This is a genomic window from Colwellia demingiae (assembly GCF_007954275.1).
Classification (GTDB): Bacteria; Pseudomonadota; Gammaproteobacteria; order Enterobacterales; family Alteromonadaceae; genus Colwellia; species Colwellia demingiae.
The window spans coordinates 189,449-205,552 of sequence record NZ_VOLT01000009.1 but is presented as its reverse complement, the minus strand read 5'-3'; the positions used below and the strand labels follow the sequence as shown (position 1 = coordinate 205,552).

The following is a 16,104-nucleotide window of genomic DNA, read 5'->3' as shown; positions in this document are numbered from 1 at the left end:
TATCATCCCACATTACACTAATAAAATATTGATACCTTCCATTCTCCAGTGATTCAGAATATGGGTGTTCTTCGCCACTTTCGCTAACCATTAATTTATCGTATGACATTGAGAAAACTCTAACGCCTTGCTAAGCGGCTAAAAAATATTGGCTATAATCGCGAAGCGATGGCCAACTGTTTTGTGTCCGTTTGAGCAACTTGTTATATGCAACGCTGGTTGAACCAAGCTTTGCACGAATTTAAGAAGCCCGTAATATATAACCTAATAGTGAACTTTTACGCTACACGCGAAAGGTTGAACAAAATTAATAGCGTTGCCACCTTTGAAAAAGGTATAAAAGGCAATGCTTATTAATGCTGATGAAATCTAGTTTTAGCGAAAAACGTTGCACTAGAAAGCACTTTATCTAAAGCTAATTTTTAATAGCATATAACGCCCAAATAACAGGCTAAGTAATAGTTGGCTAAAATGTGCGAGGAACGAAGCGCGGCCAACTGCTACGTGTCCTTGTTTATTTACTTGTTAGGTGAATTACTAGGTACAAACAGATCCAAAAAAAATTCAACCCAAATAAATGTAGTTTCTTTTTTACTAGCATCGGCTCTTAAAACATCTTTTTTAGCCTTACATTGAGAAAATATTGCATCGTCATCATTATTTAAAGAGTCATTATGGTTACTATAAGCTAATTCTCTGCATTCATTTATATCATCTGATTCATTACCAACACTTGCACAAGAGGTAACTAAGAATACAGCGCATAATAGAATAATTTTAATTGAGATAGATCCAAAAGACGACTTCAATGGTATTCACCTAACGCCCAATTAAGGGGCTGATAATTGTTTGCAAAAATGTGAAGCGAAGCGGAACCGAGCAAACTGTTAGCAGTCCCACTTTAATTTCTTGTTATGTGTTGTTCTCTGGGAGATCCTTGATAACTACAAAGTAATAGACTAAATACCCTATCCAAGAAATAAAGAAGGACATGAGGAACCAAATAAGCTTATGCATGCCTTTTGCTTTTTTAGATGCCAAAGCGAAAACCCAAGGTAACATCCCAATAATGAAAACGATGAAAAGAATTAAAATTTGCCAAATACTTATGCCGCCCAAAATAGACTCCTTTTTAAATTGATACTACAAAAACACATAACGCCCTAATAACAGGCAAAAAATTGTTTGCTAAAATGTTGAGGCACGAAAACAGAAAACTGTTTTTTGTCCTTGTTAATTAGCTTGTTATGTTTCATTTGCTACCATAGAGAGTAACAATATCACTATCTGCTGACTTATAAAAATACAAATCTTTAGCACCAGTTTTTGACATTAAATCAAATGGGATATTTAGCTCTGAAACATGAATATTTTCAATTTTAGAATTATAAAAACAACCACTAAATTCGTATTCAAATTCTTTAGGATGCTTATTGGTGTCTAAGTAAGCGACTTTCATACCTTTGAATGGTTCTGGGCCATATACATTTTCTGTACTTATCGGTGGTCGCCAATTGTTTAAACATTCTAATTGAGAGTCATTAACAAGTACTGGCGAACCAGACTGTTTAATTTGAAATTGATAAATATTCAGTGCAACGAGTAAAGTAATTAGAACTATAAAAATTTTATTAAGCACGACTCTTCCTTGAAACATAACGCCCAAATAACAGGCTAAGTAATGGTTGGCTAAAATTGTGTAGCGAAGCGGAACGTAGCCAACTGTTACGTGTCCTTGTTAATTTTCTTGATATTTTACTTTTTTACCAACTCAAAAAACTGAAAGTGATCTTGATTACCTTTAAAACGAATATAACCTTTATCTTTGAGAGAATGCAGCACTATTAACCTTTCAGCTTCGGAACCTGTATCACAAGATAGGAACCGTTCATCTTTAGGGAAATTATCCAATTCCGTTTTTTCACTAGGTGTTAACCTCGCCATATTATAAGTACTCTTGATTTAAAATGCTGATGCCAGCTTGTAAAATATCAGTTTTATTATGAGGCAAAGTTCCTTCTTTCTACAGATGGGATAAATCGTCCATAATTTATAATAGGAAGAGATTACTTTATTGTTATAGATAGATCAACGAGTTAAAAATAAGGGTGCAAGTGGTTGATGTGTGAAAGGAGGCAATTTGCACGCTTTCTTGTAGAAAGAAGGAATTAGAGCGACTTGTATAAATAAACAGTGAACAAAAAACAAACAATAGACTCTTTTGCTATTAAGAAATATTTTTTATAACGAGTTGAACTAATTCATTCGCCTAAATTAAATCAATCGTATTATGTACTTTATATCATTCTAGTTAGTTTTTTTTCACCATAAAAAAGGGTAACTTTCGTTACCCTTTAGCTTAATTAATTATCCTCGAAGTTCTTTGATTTTCGCCTTGGAAAAGCAATTATGTAACGCAGGTAAAACATACAAGGTTAATAAACACACTACCCCAAATTAATATTGCAATGATGACGCTCACCATAACAGCTAAAGAGCCTAGGTCTTTTGCCAAACCAGAAAGAGGATGAATCTCCAGACTAATTCTATCAACTACTGCTTCAATGGCTGTGTTGATAATTTCTGCCAACAATACTACTAATAAGGCACACCACAGCAAAACATACTCTAATAACGAGAATGGAAAAAATAAACTACAGGCAACCAGCGCAACAGAAAGCCAACACTCTTGTTTAAAAGCCGCTTCATTTATTATCAGCCATTTAAAAGCTCTTAGTGAATGTCCTCCTGCGAGGTAAATACGTTTTATCCCCGTAGGTTTTCGTCTAAGACTCATGAACTAGCTCCTGTTGATTATTCTTGGCATTAGGTTTGGGATTAGGAAAATGCAAGGTACGAAAAACTATCACGGCTATCAAACAAATGATCAACCATGACAACGTCATCGTGGTTAGTGTATGGCTTAAAAAGTGGTCTCCTATAAGCATCTTATAAATGCCCATAACCCAGCCAATAGAAACAGCAACACCTACCGCAATATATTGGTATTTATGTCGATAAAATAAAAATAGTAATGACATTAGGGCAAAACCGCCACTGGCATGTCCGGCGGGAAAACACTTGTATTTTTTAGTTGATTCAAACGATTCAGGCATTAATTCAAACGCCTTAACATAAGGAACATCGCCTCCATATAATTCGATTTGCGCAGGACACGCACCATTGGTGGTTGCTTTTAATCCTCCTATGACTGAGGGCACTAAAATCAGAGAGAAAATGACCACCAACAATCGCCTTTGAAAGTGCTTAGCGTTCTTGCGCCTAAAAGAGATAAAGTAAAGCGCGATGAGTGAAAGTGCCAACAAGATTATGCTGTATTTAGGAAACAAGTAAAAAACAAAGCGATAATGCTCTTCATATTTGTCAATGATCCACGTTTGGTTGGATGCATTAAAGAATAAGTTTTGCACCAAAATATCGCTATTTGTTGTTTCAAATAAGAAAGCAATAAGCGTTAGTGCATACATTGAATAGAGAATATGCTTACTCAAGTTCATAACAGTTTTCCGTAGGCAATTGATTCCCTACCACGACTTCGATGGTCGAGTGATGAATACCGTATTGTGCCGCGAGCAGATCCTTAATTGGCGTAAGGTCTTGAACATGTTCCATTGTTTTTAGATTAACACTTGTTTCTAAATATACTTCGCTATCATCTAGTTGCCACACATGAATGTGTCTTACTTTATCAACATTCTCGATTGATTCGATATCCTTGCAAAGCTTGTCGATATTAATATCAACTGGTACTGCTTGCATTAAGATACGAATACTTTGCTTCGCTAAAATAATACCGTGGTACACCACATACACAGAGATCAATATGGTTGCCAACAAATCAACAACATACCATTGGTATAAAATAATCAAGCTTCCCGCAACAATAACAACGACAGAAGCAAAGGCATCGGATAAATTATGAATAAATGCAGCTTTTAAATTCAAATTATTCTTCGCACCTGCTTGATAGGTTAACCACGCGGTTATGGAATCAATCACCAAGGCTATGGACGCAATCCAAACGACAATCCAACCATCGATTGGTTGAGGATTAAAATACTTTTCGATTGATGCATAAATGAGATAAACACCTAGAATAATAAGAGTAGTGCTGTTAATTAACGCACCTATAATTTCAGCCCGTTTAAAACCAAAAGTCATCTGGCTATTAGCGGGTTTTCTTGCAATTTTTCTCGCTACAATCGCAATAACTATTGCTCCTGCATCGCTTAGGTTATGAAGCGCATCAGCAATCAAAGATAAACTACCAGAAAAAATCCCTCCGATGATTTGGACTATGGTAAGTAAAATATTGATAAATACTGCCATGCTTAATTTTCCATCATGGCTATGAGCATGTGAATGGCTATGTGTGTTGTTGCTATCTGACATTTATTCTTCCCCTTGCATAACGAATAATGGTGACGGTTCATCTAAAGATATTGGCATGTCGGTACTGATGTTTAAGGCGTGTAACAAAGAATAAGAAAACGCATCGTGTGAATTTTTTTTCTTACTTTGTTTTACCGTACTTTCCATATCAATGTGCGATGAAGAGCCAAACCAAGCGATTAACGGTACGTGGGTTTGTTCTTCTGGCGCCAACATATAAGGCATACCATGCAAATATAATCCATTTTCACCTAACGACTCTCCATGATCACCGATATAAAACATGGCTGTTTCAAAGTTATTATTATTTTCTTCTAATAAGTTAATGGTTTCATTTATAAAGTTATCGGTATAAAGAATGGCGTTATCATAAGCATTGACTATTTCACTGGTTTCACAAGCAGAGAGTTCGCTTGTTTGGCATGCAGGGGTAAATTTTTCATAGTCTTTGGGATATCGTTTGTAGTACGCAGGTCCATGATTACCCATTTGATGCAGAACAATGAGTACACTGCCCTCTTGTTCATCAATATAGCGTTGTAAACCGCCAAGCATACCAATATCACGACACTCTAGATCACAGATTGAATTTACCTCTGGGGATTTGAAGTTTTGATACTCAACCCGATCAGCAACTCCCTTTGAGTTAGAATTGTTGTCCCGCCAAAGCACGCTTACACCTGCTTTAGCAATAACATCCAATACGTTTTGCGTTCGACGTGCTTTTTTATTATCAAATGTCTCTCTATTTTCAAATGAAAACATACAAGGGACAGAGATAGCCGTTGATGTGCCACAAGCATAGAATTCGTCAAAACTGATTAAGTTATTTCTTTGAGCTAATAAGGGGGTAGTCTCTCGCTCATAACCATTTAAAGAAAGGTTTCCTGCATGCACCGTTTCACCAACAATCACAATATATAGTTTTTTGTGCGATTTATCATCAGTACCACTTGCAGCATTTATTACCATTAAAAAATCGTTATTTTCTTGTGGCTCTAATATTTCTTTGACGAAAAAACCCGTAGAGTAAATGGGGTAAATGGGATTCAAGTAAAATCTCAGTGGCTTATGCTCTCTAAAAAAATTAGTGAATTGAGCACTGAAAATGTAGAGTGAAATAGTGACTACGCCAAGCGCGATAATAGTGTTGCTTATCTGTAGCCAACTATTTATCTTCCATGAATACTTATCAATACTAACAAGGTAAAGACAAATTATTGGTAAGATAGCGAATAAAAAAATGTTTAAAATAAACTCGAATGAAACTAAGTCAATTGCTTCATCAACGTTTGTTTCAACAATATTTTGGATCATCACGTTATCGATAATGGTGCCAAAACTGTCGGTAAAATATCCCGCTGAGGCAGAAAATAGTAGCAATACACTCAGTATGATGCGAACAGGAATTATGATACTGAAGCATGACACTATGATGGTTAATACGCTCATTACGACTAGGGTAAGTGCAATAATAAAACCTTGATTATCCTGCCAAGGATATACTGAATTTACTTGTTCAAAAAATGTTGTATTCCCCGTTGCTACTATAAATAGTACTGTGGCAATAATAAGCAGGTTGGGTGAACAATTGAAAAAAGACAACTTTTTCATCATTATTCTCTAAATTTAGGACGCAGAAATTCGAAGCTTAATGAAGCCATAAATTAAATATCTGTATCGAGTGAAAATGACTAGCTAAGCGTTATTTCCTTATCAACAACTTAGCTAGTAGGGTTTTATAGTGTTATCAAATTACTTAGTGAGTTATTCCCTAAGTTCTTTGATTTTCGCCTTTGAAAACCAGGCATATAAAACCGGTAAAACAAACAAGGTTAATAACGTTGCTGTCACTAAACCACCAACAATTACGCTGGCAAGTGGTCGTTGAATTTCAGCGCCAACACCGTTAGACATCAACATAGGTATCAAACCTAACGCCGAGGTAATCGCCGTCATCAATACTGGTCGTAAACGCGATACCGCGCCATCAAAAACAGCTTTTGAGGTATCAATACCATCTTTAACCAGCTGATTAATGCTTTCTACCATCACCACACCGTTGAGCACAGCGACACCAAATAAGGTGATAAAACCGACAGAGCTTGGCACTGATAAGTATTGGCCTGAAATATACAGCGAGAAGATACCGCCAATAACCGCTAATGGCACATTCACTAAAATAAGCATCGCTTGACCAACAGAGCCAAAAGCAAAGTAAAGGAGCAAAGCAATTAACGCCAGTGATAAAGGTACTACTACAGCAAGTCGCTGCTGTGCACGTTGTTGGTTTTCAAACTGACCACCAATAACCACAGAATACCCTGCTGGCAAGTCCACTTTACTCGCAATAGTTTCACGAATATCAGCGACCACACTGCCCATGTCTCGGCCTTGTACATTGGCTTGAATAACCACACGTCTTTGCACATCATCACGGCGCACTTGCGGCGGACCTGATTCAAAACTAACGGTAGCAATATCGCCTAGACGTACCCAAGCACCTGTGGGTGATTGTATTCTAAGGTCAGCAATGGCTTCTTGGTTATCACGGTACTTTTCTTCAAAGCGTACATAAATATCGTATCGTTCATTACCATTAATTATTTGGCCAGCACTTACTCCACCAATGCCATTTTTAACTACGGCCATTACATCGCCAACAGACAAACCAAAACGTGACAATTGTTGTCTTTTCGGTTTGATCACTAATTGCGCTTCACCCGCGATTTGTTCTAAAGCGACATCTCTAGCACCCTCAATTTGTTTGATAGCCGCTTCAATTTCTTGGCCTTTGCTCGCCAGCATAGTTAACTCTGGACCAAACAATTTAATAGCAAGTTGCGCTTTTACCCCAGAAAGTAACTCATCAACACGTGTCGCAATAGGTTGTGAAAAGTTAAGTAATAACCCAGGGAACTGCTCAAGTTTCTCTTCCATTAAGCCTTGTAATTCAATGCGATTTTTAGCGCTGGTCCATTCTGAGACGGGTTTTAAACCAATGTAAATTTCAATGTTATTCACTGGTTCAGGATCGCCACCTATTTCAGCACGACCAATACGACTTAAGGTATATTCTACTTCAGGGAACTCCATTAATTTTTCTTCAAGAATTGGCGCAACCGATAAGGCTGTTTCTAAACTAGCTGAAGGAGCTAACGTCGCTCTTAGGTTAATGGTGCCCTCTTCTAATTCGGGGACAAATTCAGTACCGATTTGCGGTACTAACGATGCCGCACCTGCAAGTAACAATAACGAAGCAACAATCACTACTTTGGTATGTTTCATTGCCGCCTTTAATCCTTTGCGATAAAGCTTATCTAAAGGTTTTAAAACAAAACTTTCTCTTTCTTTAACCCCTTTTTTAAACATAAAAGTAGCTAAAGCAGGTACAACAAACAATGCCACTAAAATAGCTGAAATTACCGCTAAGATAATACTGATTGCCATCGGCTGGAACAATTTAGCTTCCACCCCTTCAAAGCTAAATAACGGTGTAAATACCACTAAAATAATGGAGGCTGCAAAAAATACTGGACGCGCGACTTCTTTCCCTGCTTCTTTTAATCTTAAAGGAATACCCGCTTCATCGTGTTCTACATCATGGGGATCAGCGTCAGTCTCTGGGTTTCTCTGTTGTGCATTTTTATAGTGCGTTGAATCAGGTCTATTAAGATGTTTGAACATGTTTTCAACCATCACTACTGAGCCATCAACCAACATACCAATAGCAACCGCGATACCACCTAACGACATTAAGTTAGCCGATAAACCTATCCAAGACATCACCATTAACGCAATAGCGATTGAAATTGGAATGGAAATTAACACTAAAAAGGTTGCTCGCAAGTTCATTAAAAACAGTGCAAGTACAATAGCGATAAAAATAAATGCCAGCGCTAATGCTTCCACTACGGTATCAACCGCTTTAGTAATTAAATCAGCTTGGTCGTAGAAGGGTTCAAAACGTACTCCTTCAGGTAGTGCTTGATTGATCATAGGAATACGTGCACTAATACCGTCAATGGTGGCTTTAGTATTTGCACCCATGCGTTTTAGTACTATGCCTGAAACCACTTCACCTAAGTTTTCAATATTACCTTGTGCATCTCTGCGCGTCATTGTTACCGCGCCTTGACGAATTTCACTACCCAATGAAACCTTGGCAACATCATCAATAGTTACCACAGTACCATCAACCGTTTTAACCGGTACTTGTCTGATATCGGCTAAACCTGCTTCGCCGCTATTAAACCAACCTGTACCACGAATAACTAACTGCTCTTGTCCGCGGTTCATATACCAACCACCCACATTGGCATTATTGTTATCTAATGCACTAACAATATCGTCTTGGGTTAATTCATATGACAATAATTTACTTGGTTCAATATTGACTTGATACTGCCTAACATTACCGCCAAAAGATAATACATCGGTAACACCATCTACAGGCATAACCAGTAACTTCACGATCCAATCGTTTAAACTTCTTAAGGTCATAGAATCATAACCAGAATCTTTATCAGCAATTAACAAATACTGAAAAACTTGACCCAAGCCTGACGTGTTTGGTCCCATTGCTGGAGTACCTACGCCTTGGGGGATTAATTCTTTCGCTGCTTGTAAACGTTCAAATACTAATTGTCGAGCAAAGTAAATGTCAGTTCCTTCTTTGAAAACAACGGTAACACCCGATAAACCCGTTTTTGAAATAGAACGTACTTGCTCTACATCAGGCAGCGCATACATTACGGCTTCAATCGGATAAGTGATTAGCTGCTCAACTTCTTCGGCGGCTAAACCTGGTGCTTCCGTATTTACGGCCACTTGAACATTAGTTACGTCAGGGAAAGCATCTAAATTTAATTTTGGGATCACCATAATAGATGCCGCCATAGTAGCGATCAGTGCGATGATCACTAACAGTCGATTATTGATCGACCAATCAATCATTTTATTAAACATAATCTTACTCCTCCCTAGTGGCCATGCGGATCAAATCCGCCTTTTGCTATTTCTGACGCGACAAAAAATGCACCTTTTGTCACCACGCGGGTATTAGGCGCAATACCGATAATTTGACGGTAATTGCCTAATGGCTGACCTAATTCAACTTCAACGGCTTTAAATTCACCGGGATGGTCTTCAACAAATACGGTCCAATCACCATCGGCACCACGCATTAATGCTGTTTCTGGTACTGCTATTACAGGGCTTTGCGTATCAAATTGAAAATTAACATTCACAAACATGCCTGAATGCAAACTGTCATCAGTATTTTCAACTGACAATCTTACGATTCGGGTACGCGTACTTGGATCAATGGTATGTGCTTCTTGAATGACCTTAGCCACATGCACTTGTCCAGCAAACTCAACTTTTGCTATGGTGCCAATAGGAAGACTTAACTTTTTATTTGGCGAAACACGCGCTTCAACCCATAAGTCTTTTTCATCAGCCAACACCATTACTTTTTCGCCTGCAGGCACGCGTTGCCCTTGTGAGAAATCATCACTTAATACCACGCCTGAACGCTGAGCAACTAAGGTATATTCGCCAAGGTTTGATGAATTATTTTTAACAATATCTTTAATGGCGGCTTTCGTTAAACCAAAGGCGGTTAATCGACCATAGGCAGAAATGTAATCTGTTTCACTGGCTAACAATCGGCTTTCACTGACCGTACCAAGACCCAATTTTTTAGTTCGCTGCCAGTCACTGTAAGCAACACGATATTCTGCTTGTGCTTCTGCCATTGATTCACTAAATAATGTAACCAAAGCCTGACCCTTAGTAACATGCTCACCCAAAATAGCGTGACGACTGATCACCACCGATTCAGTACGCGGCGACACAATATAACTGGTGTAACCGTTCGCTTTTATTTCCCCTGGTGCATAAACACTTTTAGCAAAAACTTGAAGTGTTAACTTAGTAACTTTGATGTTAGCTAATGCCATTTTTTCTGGCGAAAAACTTATGCCTTCTTCATGTTCTTCTTCATTCTGTTGTTCACTCTTTTGTTCACTAGTAGCTGCACTGCCATGGCCGTGACCATCATCAGCTTTACCTTCTTTAGCATGCGCTGCTTTGCTTTCATTACTGCCGTGGTCATGACCACTTTTGTCATGTACTTCTTCAGTTTCAGCTTCATGATTGTGTTCAGCTTTTATTACGATTGATTGCTCTTTCAACGCCGTACTTTCAACTGCCACATCGCTGTAAGAAAACACTGTGGTCGACGCGATAGCTAAGCTGGTGAATATACTGCTTAAGGTAATAAGTTTTATTTTTTTCGCTATTTTTTTAGATGTTTTGTCAGTTATTTTATTTTTCATTTTTAATTCCAAATTCTTTGACAACGTACGCTTATCGAAACGGCGTAAGATGAGATAACAGGTTTAGTTTAATAGCTTAGTTGCCACATTTAATTGACCTACATTGAGTAGCCATTGCAATTCGCTTATTTTGAACTGGGCTTGTAACTCAATGCCCGCGTATAAACCTTCCGCTCGTTGTTGTAATGCCAATAGATAATCAGCCGTATTTAAATCGCCAAATTGCCATTGTTTTTCCAATAACTGCGCACTGTGTTCACCACGCCCTTGCATTAACTGTTGCCAGCGACCAAGATATTTTTTATTAGAGATTAATGACGCGGTACTCGCCTGTATCAAATACTTTTGCTTGCGCATTACTGAACGAAAATTCGCTTCTGCTGCGATAGCTTGTTGATTTTTAGCTTTTGCGTTGGCTTGGTAATCATTACGAATATTTAGTGGCATGGAGAAAGTCACGCCAACAACATTGTCGACATCATTTTTTCCGGCACTAATACCAATAGTGGGATCAGCTTTGGTTTCAAGCATGGCATATTGAGCTTTGCTTTTTTGCATCTGCCATAGTGCTTGAGAAGCCAATACTTGAGGGTGCTGCGTTAACCACTGCTCAGCGACTTGAAAGTTTGTCACGCCCAAGCCCTGCTCTGGATATACTTGCGTATCAGGACGCCAATCAGGCAGTAACTCATTAACTTCAGCTTGCGCTTGTGTTAACTGCGCTTGTATCTGGGCTGTTGTATTAAGTAATTGCGACAAATTCAAAAACGTTAGCTCTGCATCAACCGGACCGAGATCGCCAGCCTTCTGCCTTTTAGTAACAATTTTAAGAAGAATCTCTAATTGTTGCTCTTGTTCAAAAGCAAGTACCGACTTGTCCATAGCAAGTTGCCAGTTGATTAATGCTTTCAATGCTTGGGCTTTTTTTTGCGCAACAGCGTAAGTAAACTGTTTACTGGCAGCGGTTAATATTTTATCGCCAATAGCAGCATTAACAGCCTGCTTATCCCACAAGTCAATGGTTTGGCTAATACCTATATTAAAGTTATTGCCGTCACCTTCTCGCTCAAAACCGGTAGATAATTGAGGGTTATATAGGGGTAATTTACTGCCCTGTGCTTTTGAAAATTCAGCATTCATGAGCTCACGCGCTGAGACAATATCAGGATGCTTATTAATTTGCCGATCGAGCCAATCACTTGATAACGTTGGCTTAGCAAAGGCAAAGCAACTTACAGACAAACTTGCCGATAAGCCGATAAACAGCACGACTCCAGCAGATTTTGCTGAGAAAAATTTCATAATAATCTCTTAATTAATAATTAAATGCCGCAACTGAAACAACATAAACTAACTAAGCTAAATTAGGCGCTAGTTAAGAATAAATCTGTTACGGGTATAGTTTTAAAATTAAATTAAGATATTGGGGGGCGTATAGGTTCTTCGGTGAAGATTTTGTCTACATTATTGCTATAAAAATACTGATTTGTGATGATAAATTCAGGTGTCGGTAACGTAGATTTATTCGTTGCAACCCACTGAGTGTGAGTGCCTTGACAGTGACCACAATGATGGCAATCTTTAATATTATGTTCGCTGTCAGATGATTCATCTAAAAGTTCGATGTCATCACTATCATGGGAATGTTCTGTTTGAATATGTTGAGAATCGACTTGATGACTTGCATTTGAATCAGCCACAGCAGCATACGATTGCAATGCAATCAATAATACTAATACCAAGCCAACCCAAGTGTTTTTCATCTGTACGTATTCTCTACTATTAAGAATCTAAGAATCTTCGAGCTACATGCTAATCAAAAAAGTTAGCCCAGTCAATTAGGTTGAGCGCTATCGTTACACTTTATAACAATAAAGAAGGGTAACTTTCGTTACCCTTCTTTTGAGATTTTGATTATCAATTATTTAAATCAACAGTTTTAAACAGTTTATTAAATCAAACTGTTAACTCAAATCATCTTATCAAATTACTCTGGTGTCGCTTGCAAGTTTAACGTTAAACCTGATGCTGCTGAATACCCGTAGATATCAATATACCAAGTACCGCTAGCAGGTGCTGTAAACTCACAGCTTTCATTGTTGCCATTTTTATAAGGACGACAATCGTAAGTAGACGTTGTTGATTGCTTACCTTGCGTTACATATAAATCTGCATCACCTGTACCGCCTGAAAGTGTTACTGCTAAATCTGCATAACCTTCTGCTAAGTCAAGGGTATAACGCGTCCATGATCTTCTGGCAACATTAACATCGTTCACTGTGCTATCAATCGGATTAATAGTTTCGCCACCACCCGTAGTAGGTTCAGTGAAACTACCCGTTAAGGTAACATCGGCAAAGTCACTATATGCTTTAAGTTTCACATAATAAGTGCCACCCTCTTGCGTGCTTGCACATGATTCAATATTACCTGATTTATATGGACGACAGTCGTAAACACTATCTGTTGGCTCTGCGCCAAACTTCACATATAAATCTGCATCACCACTACCACCAGTAGTAGCAAAGTTAATATCTGTTGCGCCAGCAGGTACTTGCATAGTAAAGACTAATTCATTGCCCGTAGAAGCAGTTAGACCACTTTTAACAACACCATTTTCGAGTACGGTATCATCTGGTGTTGTACCACCACCGCCACCTGACCCACTTCCATCACAACCATTAGCAGCAATATAATCAATGGCATCTTTAGTTTGGGCTAAACCGTAACCAAATTTAACATCGCGTCCTGTCGCGCCAAGATCTTGTGCGGTAGCGTTAAGTACATTACGTATTTCAACGTTAGTACAAGTTGGATGATGACTCCAGACTAGCGCAGCAACGCCGGCAACATGTGGAGAAGCCATTGAGGTACCACTCATTTTACCGTAGTTACCAGCGCCAATATTTACTGTGGTGCTTAAACCAATATTCGCTAACATTGCTGCGCCATCTGTATCAGATACGGTAACACTAGGAATATTCGTTGCGTTTGTATCGCCTAAAGTCCCACCGAAGCTGCCAGCTGCATTGTTATATAAAATTGCACCTACACCACCGCTGTCTTGACAGGCTTTAACTTTATCGTGAAAAGAAATATTACCTCGTTCGATTAAACAAACACTGCCACTAGCGCCAGAATCGATTGCATCACCCGTAGCAAAGTCATACAACGAGCCTGTAGCATTGCCTTGGTTTTCCATGGCATTGGCCGCATATGCCGTGCCTGAAACTGATACTTCAACGACTGATCCTAGCCCTTCAGGGTAAGTTGAATAAACATCAACACCTGGACCTGATATTTCAACTTGACTGTTTTTCTGTGAAAAATCAGCTAAGACTTTAGCGCTATCAATAGCGGCTACTGACATTACTGAGTCGTATGATGCTGGATAGCTTTCTACATCTGTAGGGCTCGTTGCAACACCGTCATTACCCGCTGCTGCGATAAGTAAAACACCTGCATCATAAGCCGTCTGAATGCCATTTTTCTCACTAGCACTTGAACCAGTTCCACCTAAGCTCATGTTAATAACATCTGAGCCAGCACTTACACATTTATTAATAGCGCTAACTAAGTCAGAAGAATAACCCCAACCAGCTTCATTAAAGACTTTAATTATATGTAAATTAGGATCGGTTCCAATAACACCACGAACACCAATACCATTATTAAGTGCTGCAATAGTACCCGCTACGTGAGTACCGTGCGGCCCACCGTGATCAAACCAATTACCTGTTCCGCTATCATTAGTACCCGTAATAGTACCGCCTTGTGCGCCCATATCTTCATGAGGTAAGTTTAAGCCTGAATCAATAACACAGATTTTCTTACCACCAGAATTAGCTGATGCAATACTGTCATCAACTTGATCGGCTTGAACCATACCAATACCATAAGGTACGCTTTGAGCCATAAAACGACGTTGTAAATCTTCTTCTACGTATTCAACATTATCATCAACCGCTAAACTCATCACATCTGATGTAGATAACTCGGCACTGATCATATTGATGTCTGGGTATTCGCCTTTAACTTTAGCGCCCATTTTTTTTAATTTTGTCTTAACTGCCGCTAGACGAGCAAAAGCTGTTGGACTTGCCATGTTACTAAAACCGGCAACGTTATTCATAACACCTTGGCTACCTGATTGAGAATTACCGGATTGCTTATATTTGATAATAAAACGTTTCGGTAAAGGTGAGCTAGCTACGGCAGATAATAAATTATCTGTAGTTTGCACTCCGACGGGTTGTGCAGCATAAAGTGCTGTTGATATTGATAGTGACAAAACACTTGCAGTAGTTATTATTGCTGTCTTATTTGTTGGTAATTTAAACCATTTTTTATTATTTGACATGTTTGTTTCCTAGTACGTTAATGGTAATTTTTTTTTATACTAATTCAGTACACAATGATTTTTCATCAAAGCAATAAAAATATAACATCAATGTTGCAAATGTTACAAGTATGTTAACAGATCTTTATTTTTACGTTAAATAAGAGGTGATAAAGATATATTATCGTGCCATTATCCAAATAGATTATATTTTAGAGGATCACTAATGAGCCAATTTATTGGTGTGTTTAACAACGCCCTACCTGATGAACTGTGCGACAAACTCATGCAAGGCCATCATAAAAGTGACAACGTTGTTAAAGGTCGGGTTGGTAGTGGTGTAAATACAGATCTGAAAGATAGTCATGATGTCACTATGGTTGAAAAAGAATGGCAAGCACTACAACTTGAACTTGTTAATGCCAGCTATCCCCATGTAAAGGCTTACTTAACTGAGCACTATATGGCATTAATTTCAGCACTAAATCCGACAGTAAGAGATCCAGAAACAGGCTTGCCTGCATCGGTGACTAAAGAAAATTTTGACCGTTTAGGTACCGCTTATCTAGACCAATTGATTCAGTACGTTTTTTGCTACGACAACTTCACCGTTCAGCGATATGAACAAGGAGTTGGTGGTTATCATTACTGGCATTCAGAAATTTTTCCGCAATTGCCGCACAATAAGCCGCTACACAGAGTGCTAGCTTTTTTATATTACTTAAATGATGTCGAAGAAGGTGGCGAAACTGAATTTCATTATCAAGGAGTAAAGGTTAAACCTAAAAAAGGTTCATTAGTTATTTTTCCTGCGGGTTTTACTCATACACATAAAGGTCATATTCCTTTATCTGATGAGAAATATGTAGTCACTTCATGGTTAATGTATAACAAAGCTGAACAGCTCTATGGTAAGAAGTAATATTGTCTAGCGCGTATAGTGGCACAGCTAACTAGCAGGATTCGCTTAACTTAACTTAACTGTTAGTTGGCTATTTGCTTTGTCAGAGG

General features: G+C 38.4%; 13 protein-coding genes. 1 reads left to right on the top strand and 12 read right to left on the bottom strand.

The features are described from left to right. Positions 1-518 precede the first annotated feature (518 nt). From ESZ36_RS17015 to ESZ36_RS16955, 12 genes are all read right to left on the bottom strand, one after another. Positions 519-809, bottom strand: a complete 291-nt coding sequence (locus ESZ36_RS17015; RefSeq protein WP_146790064.1) for a hypothetical protein — start codon at positions 807-809, stop codon at positions 519-521. Between the two features lie 443 nt (positions 810-1,252). Next, a complete protein-coding gene (locus ESZ36_RS17005) occupies positions 1,253-1,639 on the bottom strand; it encodes a hypothetical protein (protein WP_146790060.1) in 387 nt (128 codons plus the stop codon). 116 nt (positions 1,640-1,755) lie between these two features. Next, positions 1,756-1,944, bottom strand: coding sequence for a hypothetical protein (locus ESZ36_RS17000; protein ID WP_146790058.1), 189 nt, complete (start codon positions 1,942-1,944; stop codon positions 1,756-1,758). A 463-nt stretch (positions 1,945-2,407) separates the two neighbouring features. Then, on the bottom strand, positions 2,408-2,797 hold the full coding sequence (locus tag ESZ36_RS16995) for a diacylglycerol kinase (protein WP_146790056.1): 390 nt from the start codon (positions 2,795-2,797) through the stop codon (positions 2,408-2,410). Beyond that, entirely contained in the window at positions 2,787-3,518 is a 732-nt protein-coding gene (locus ESZ36_RS16990) for a phosphatase PAP2 family protein (RefSeq protein WP_146790054.1), read from the bottom strand. The genes ESZ36_RS16995 and ESZ36_RS16990 overlap by 11 nt, the downstream gene beginning before the upstream one ends. Next, complete coding sequence (locus ESZ36_RS16985) at positions 3,505-4,413, bottom strand: cation diffusion facilitator family transporter (protein ID WP_146790052.1); 909 nt, start codon at positions 4,411-4,413, stop codon at positions 3,505-3,507. Before ESZ36_RS16985 ends, ESZ36_RS16990 begins: the two co-directional genes overlap by 14 nt. Next, positions 4,414-6,030 carry a phosphoethanolamine transferase gene (locus ESZ36_RS16980; protein WP_246129144.1) on the bottom strand — a complete coding sequence of 539 codons (1,617 nt, stop codon included), beginning with the start codon at positions 6,028-6,030 and terminating at the stop codon, positions 4,414-4,416. 150 nt (positions 6,031-6,180) lie between these two features. Beyond that, the gene (locus ESZ36_RS16975; protein ID WP_146790050.1) at positions 6,181-9,381 is read right to left on the bottom strand and encodes an efflux RND transporter permease subunit; all 3,201 of its coding nucleotides are present in this window, start codon (positions 9,379-9,381) and stop codon (positions 6,181-6,183) included. Positions 9,382-9,395: 14 nt separating this feature from the next. Beyond that, the gene (locus ESZ36_RS16970; RefSeq protein ID WP_146790048.1) at positions 9,396-10,754 is read right to left on the bottom strand and encodes an efflux RND transporter periplasmic adaptor subunit; all 1,359 of its coding nucleotides are present in this window, start codon (positions 10,752-10,754) and stop codon (positions 9,396-9,398) included. Positions 10,755-10,817: 63 nt separating this feature from the next. Then, positions 10,818-12,056 (bottom strand): TolC family protein, encoded by a 1,239-nt coding sequence (locus tag ESZ36_RS16965; RefSeq protein ID WP_146790046.1) that lies wholly within the window; start codon positions 12,054-12,056, stop codon positions 10,818-10,820. Between the two features lie 113 nt (positions 12,057-12,169). Continuing rightward, positions 12,170-12,517, bottom strand: a complete 348-nt coding sequence (locus ESZ36_RS16960) for a DUF2946 domain-containing protein (RefSeq protein WP_146790044.1) — start codon at positions 12,515-12,517, stop codon at positions 12,170-12,172. A 224-nt stretch (positions 12,518-12,741) separates the two neighbouring features. Next, the gene (locus ESZ36_RS16955) at positions 12,742-15,114 is read right to left on the bottom strand and encodes a S8 family serine peptidase (RefSeq protein WP_146790042.1); all 2,373 of its coding nucleotides are present in this window, start codon (positions 15,112-15,114) and stop codon (positions 12,742-12,744) included. 205 nt (positions 15,115-15,319) lie between these two features. Between ESZ36_RS16955 and ESZ36_RS16950 the strand changes: the two genes are divergently transcribed. Further along, positions 15,320-16,015 carry a 2OG-Fe(II) oxygenase gene (locus ESZ36_RS16950; protein WP_146790039.1) on the top strand — a complete coding sequence of 232 codons (696 nt, stop codon included), beginning with the start codon at positions 15,320-15,322 and terminating at the stop codon, positions 16,013-16,015. Positions 16,016-16,104 lie beyond the last annotated feature (89 nt).

Coding starts and splice junctions, on each gene's coding strand:
- ESZ36_RS16970 (WP_146790048.1), bottom strand. CDS start 10,754: ATGAAAAATAAAATAACTGACAAAACATCTAAAAAAATAGCGAAAAAA.
- ESZ36_RS16990 (WP_146790054.1), bottom strand. CDS start 3,518: ATGAACTTGAGTAAGCATATTCTCTATTCAATGTATGCACTAACGCTT.
- ESZ36_RS16955 (WP_146790042.1), bottom strand. CDS start 15,114: ATGTCAAATAATAAAAAATGGTTTAAATTACCAACAAATAAGACAGCA.
- ESZ36_RS17000 (WP_146790058.1), bottom strand. CDS start 1,944: ATGGCGAGGTTAACACCTAGTGAAAAAACGGAATTGGATAATTTCCCT.
- ESZ36_RS16980 (WP_246129144.1), bottom strand. CDS start 6,030: ATGATGAAAAAGTTGTCTTTTTTCAATTGTTCACCCAACCTGCTTATT.
- ESZ36_RS16950 (WP_146790039.1), top strand. CDS start 15,320: ATGAGCCAATTTATTGGTGTGTTTAACAACGCCCTACCTGATGAACTG.
- ESZ36_RS16965 (WP_146790046.1), bottom strand. CDS start 12,056: ATGAAATTTTTCTCAGCAAAATCTGCTGGAGTCGTGCTGTTTATCGGC.
- ESZ36_RS16975 (WP_146790050.1), bottom strand. CDS start 9,381: ATGTTTAATAAAATGATTGATTGGTCGATCAATAATCGACTGTTAGTG.
- ESZ36_RS16985 (WP_146790052.1), bottom strand. CDS start 4,413: ATGTCAGATAGCAACAACACACATAGCCATTCACATGCTCATAGCCAT.
- ESZ36_RS16960 (WP_146790044.1), bottom strand. CDS start 12,517: ATGAAAAACACTTGGGTTGGCTTGGTATTAGTATTATTGATTGCATTG.
- ESZ36_RS16995 (WP_146790056.1), bottom strand. CDS start 2,797: ATGAGTCTTAGACGAAAACCTACGGGGATAAAACGTATTTACCTCGCA.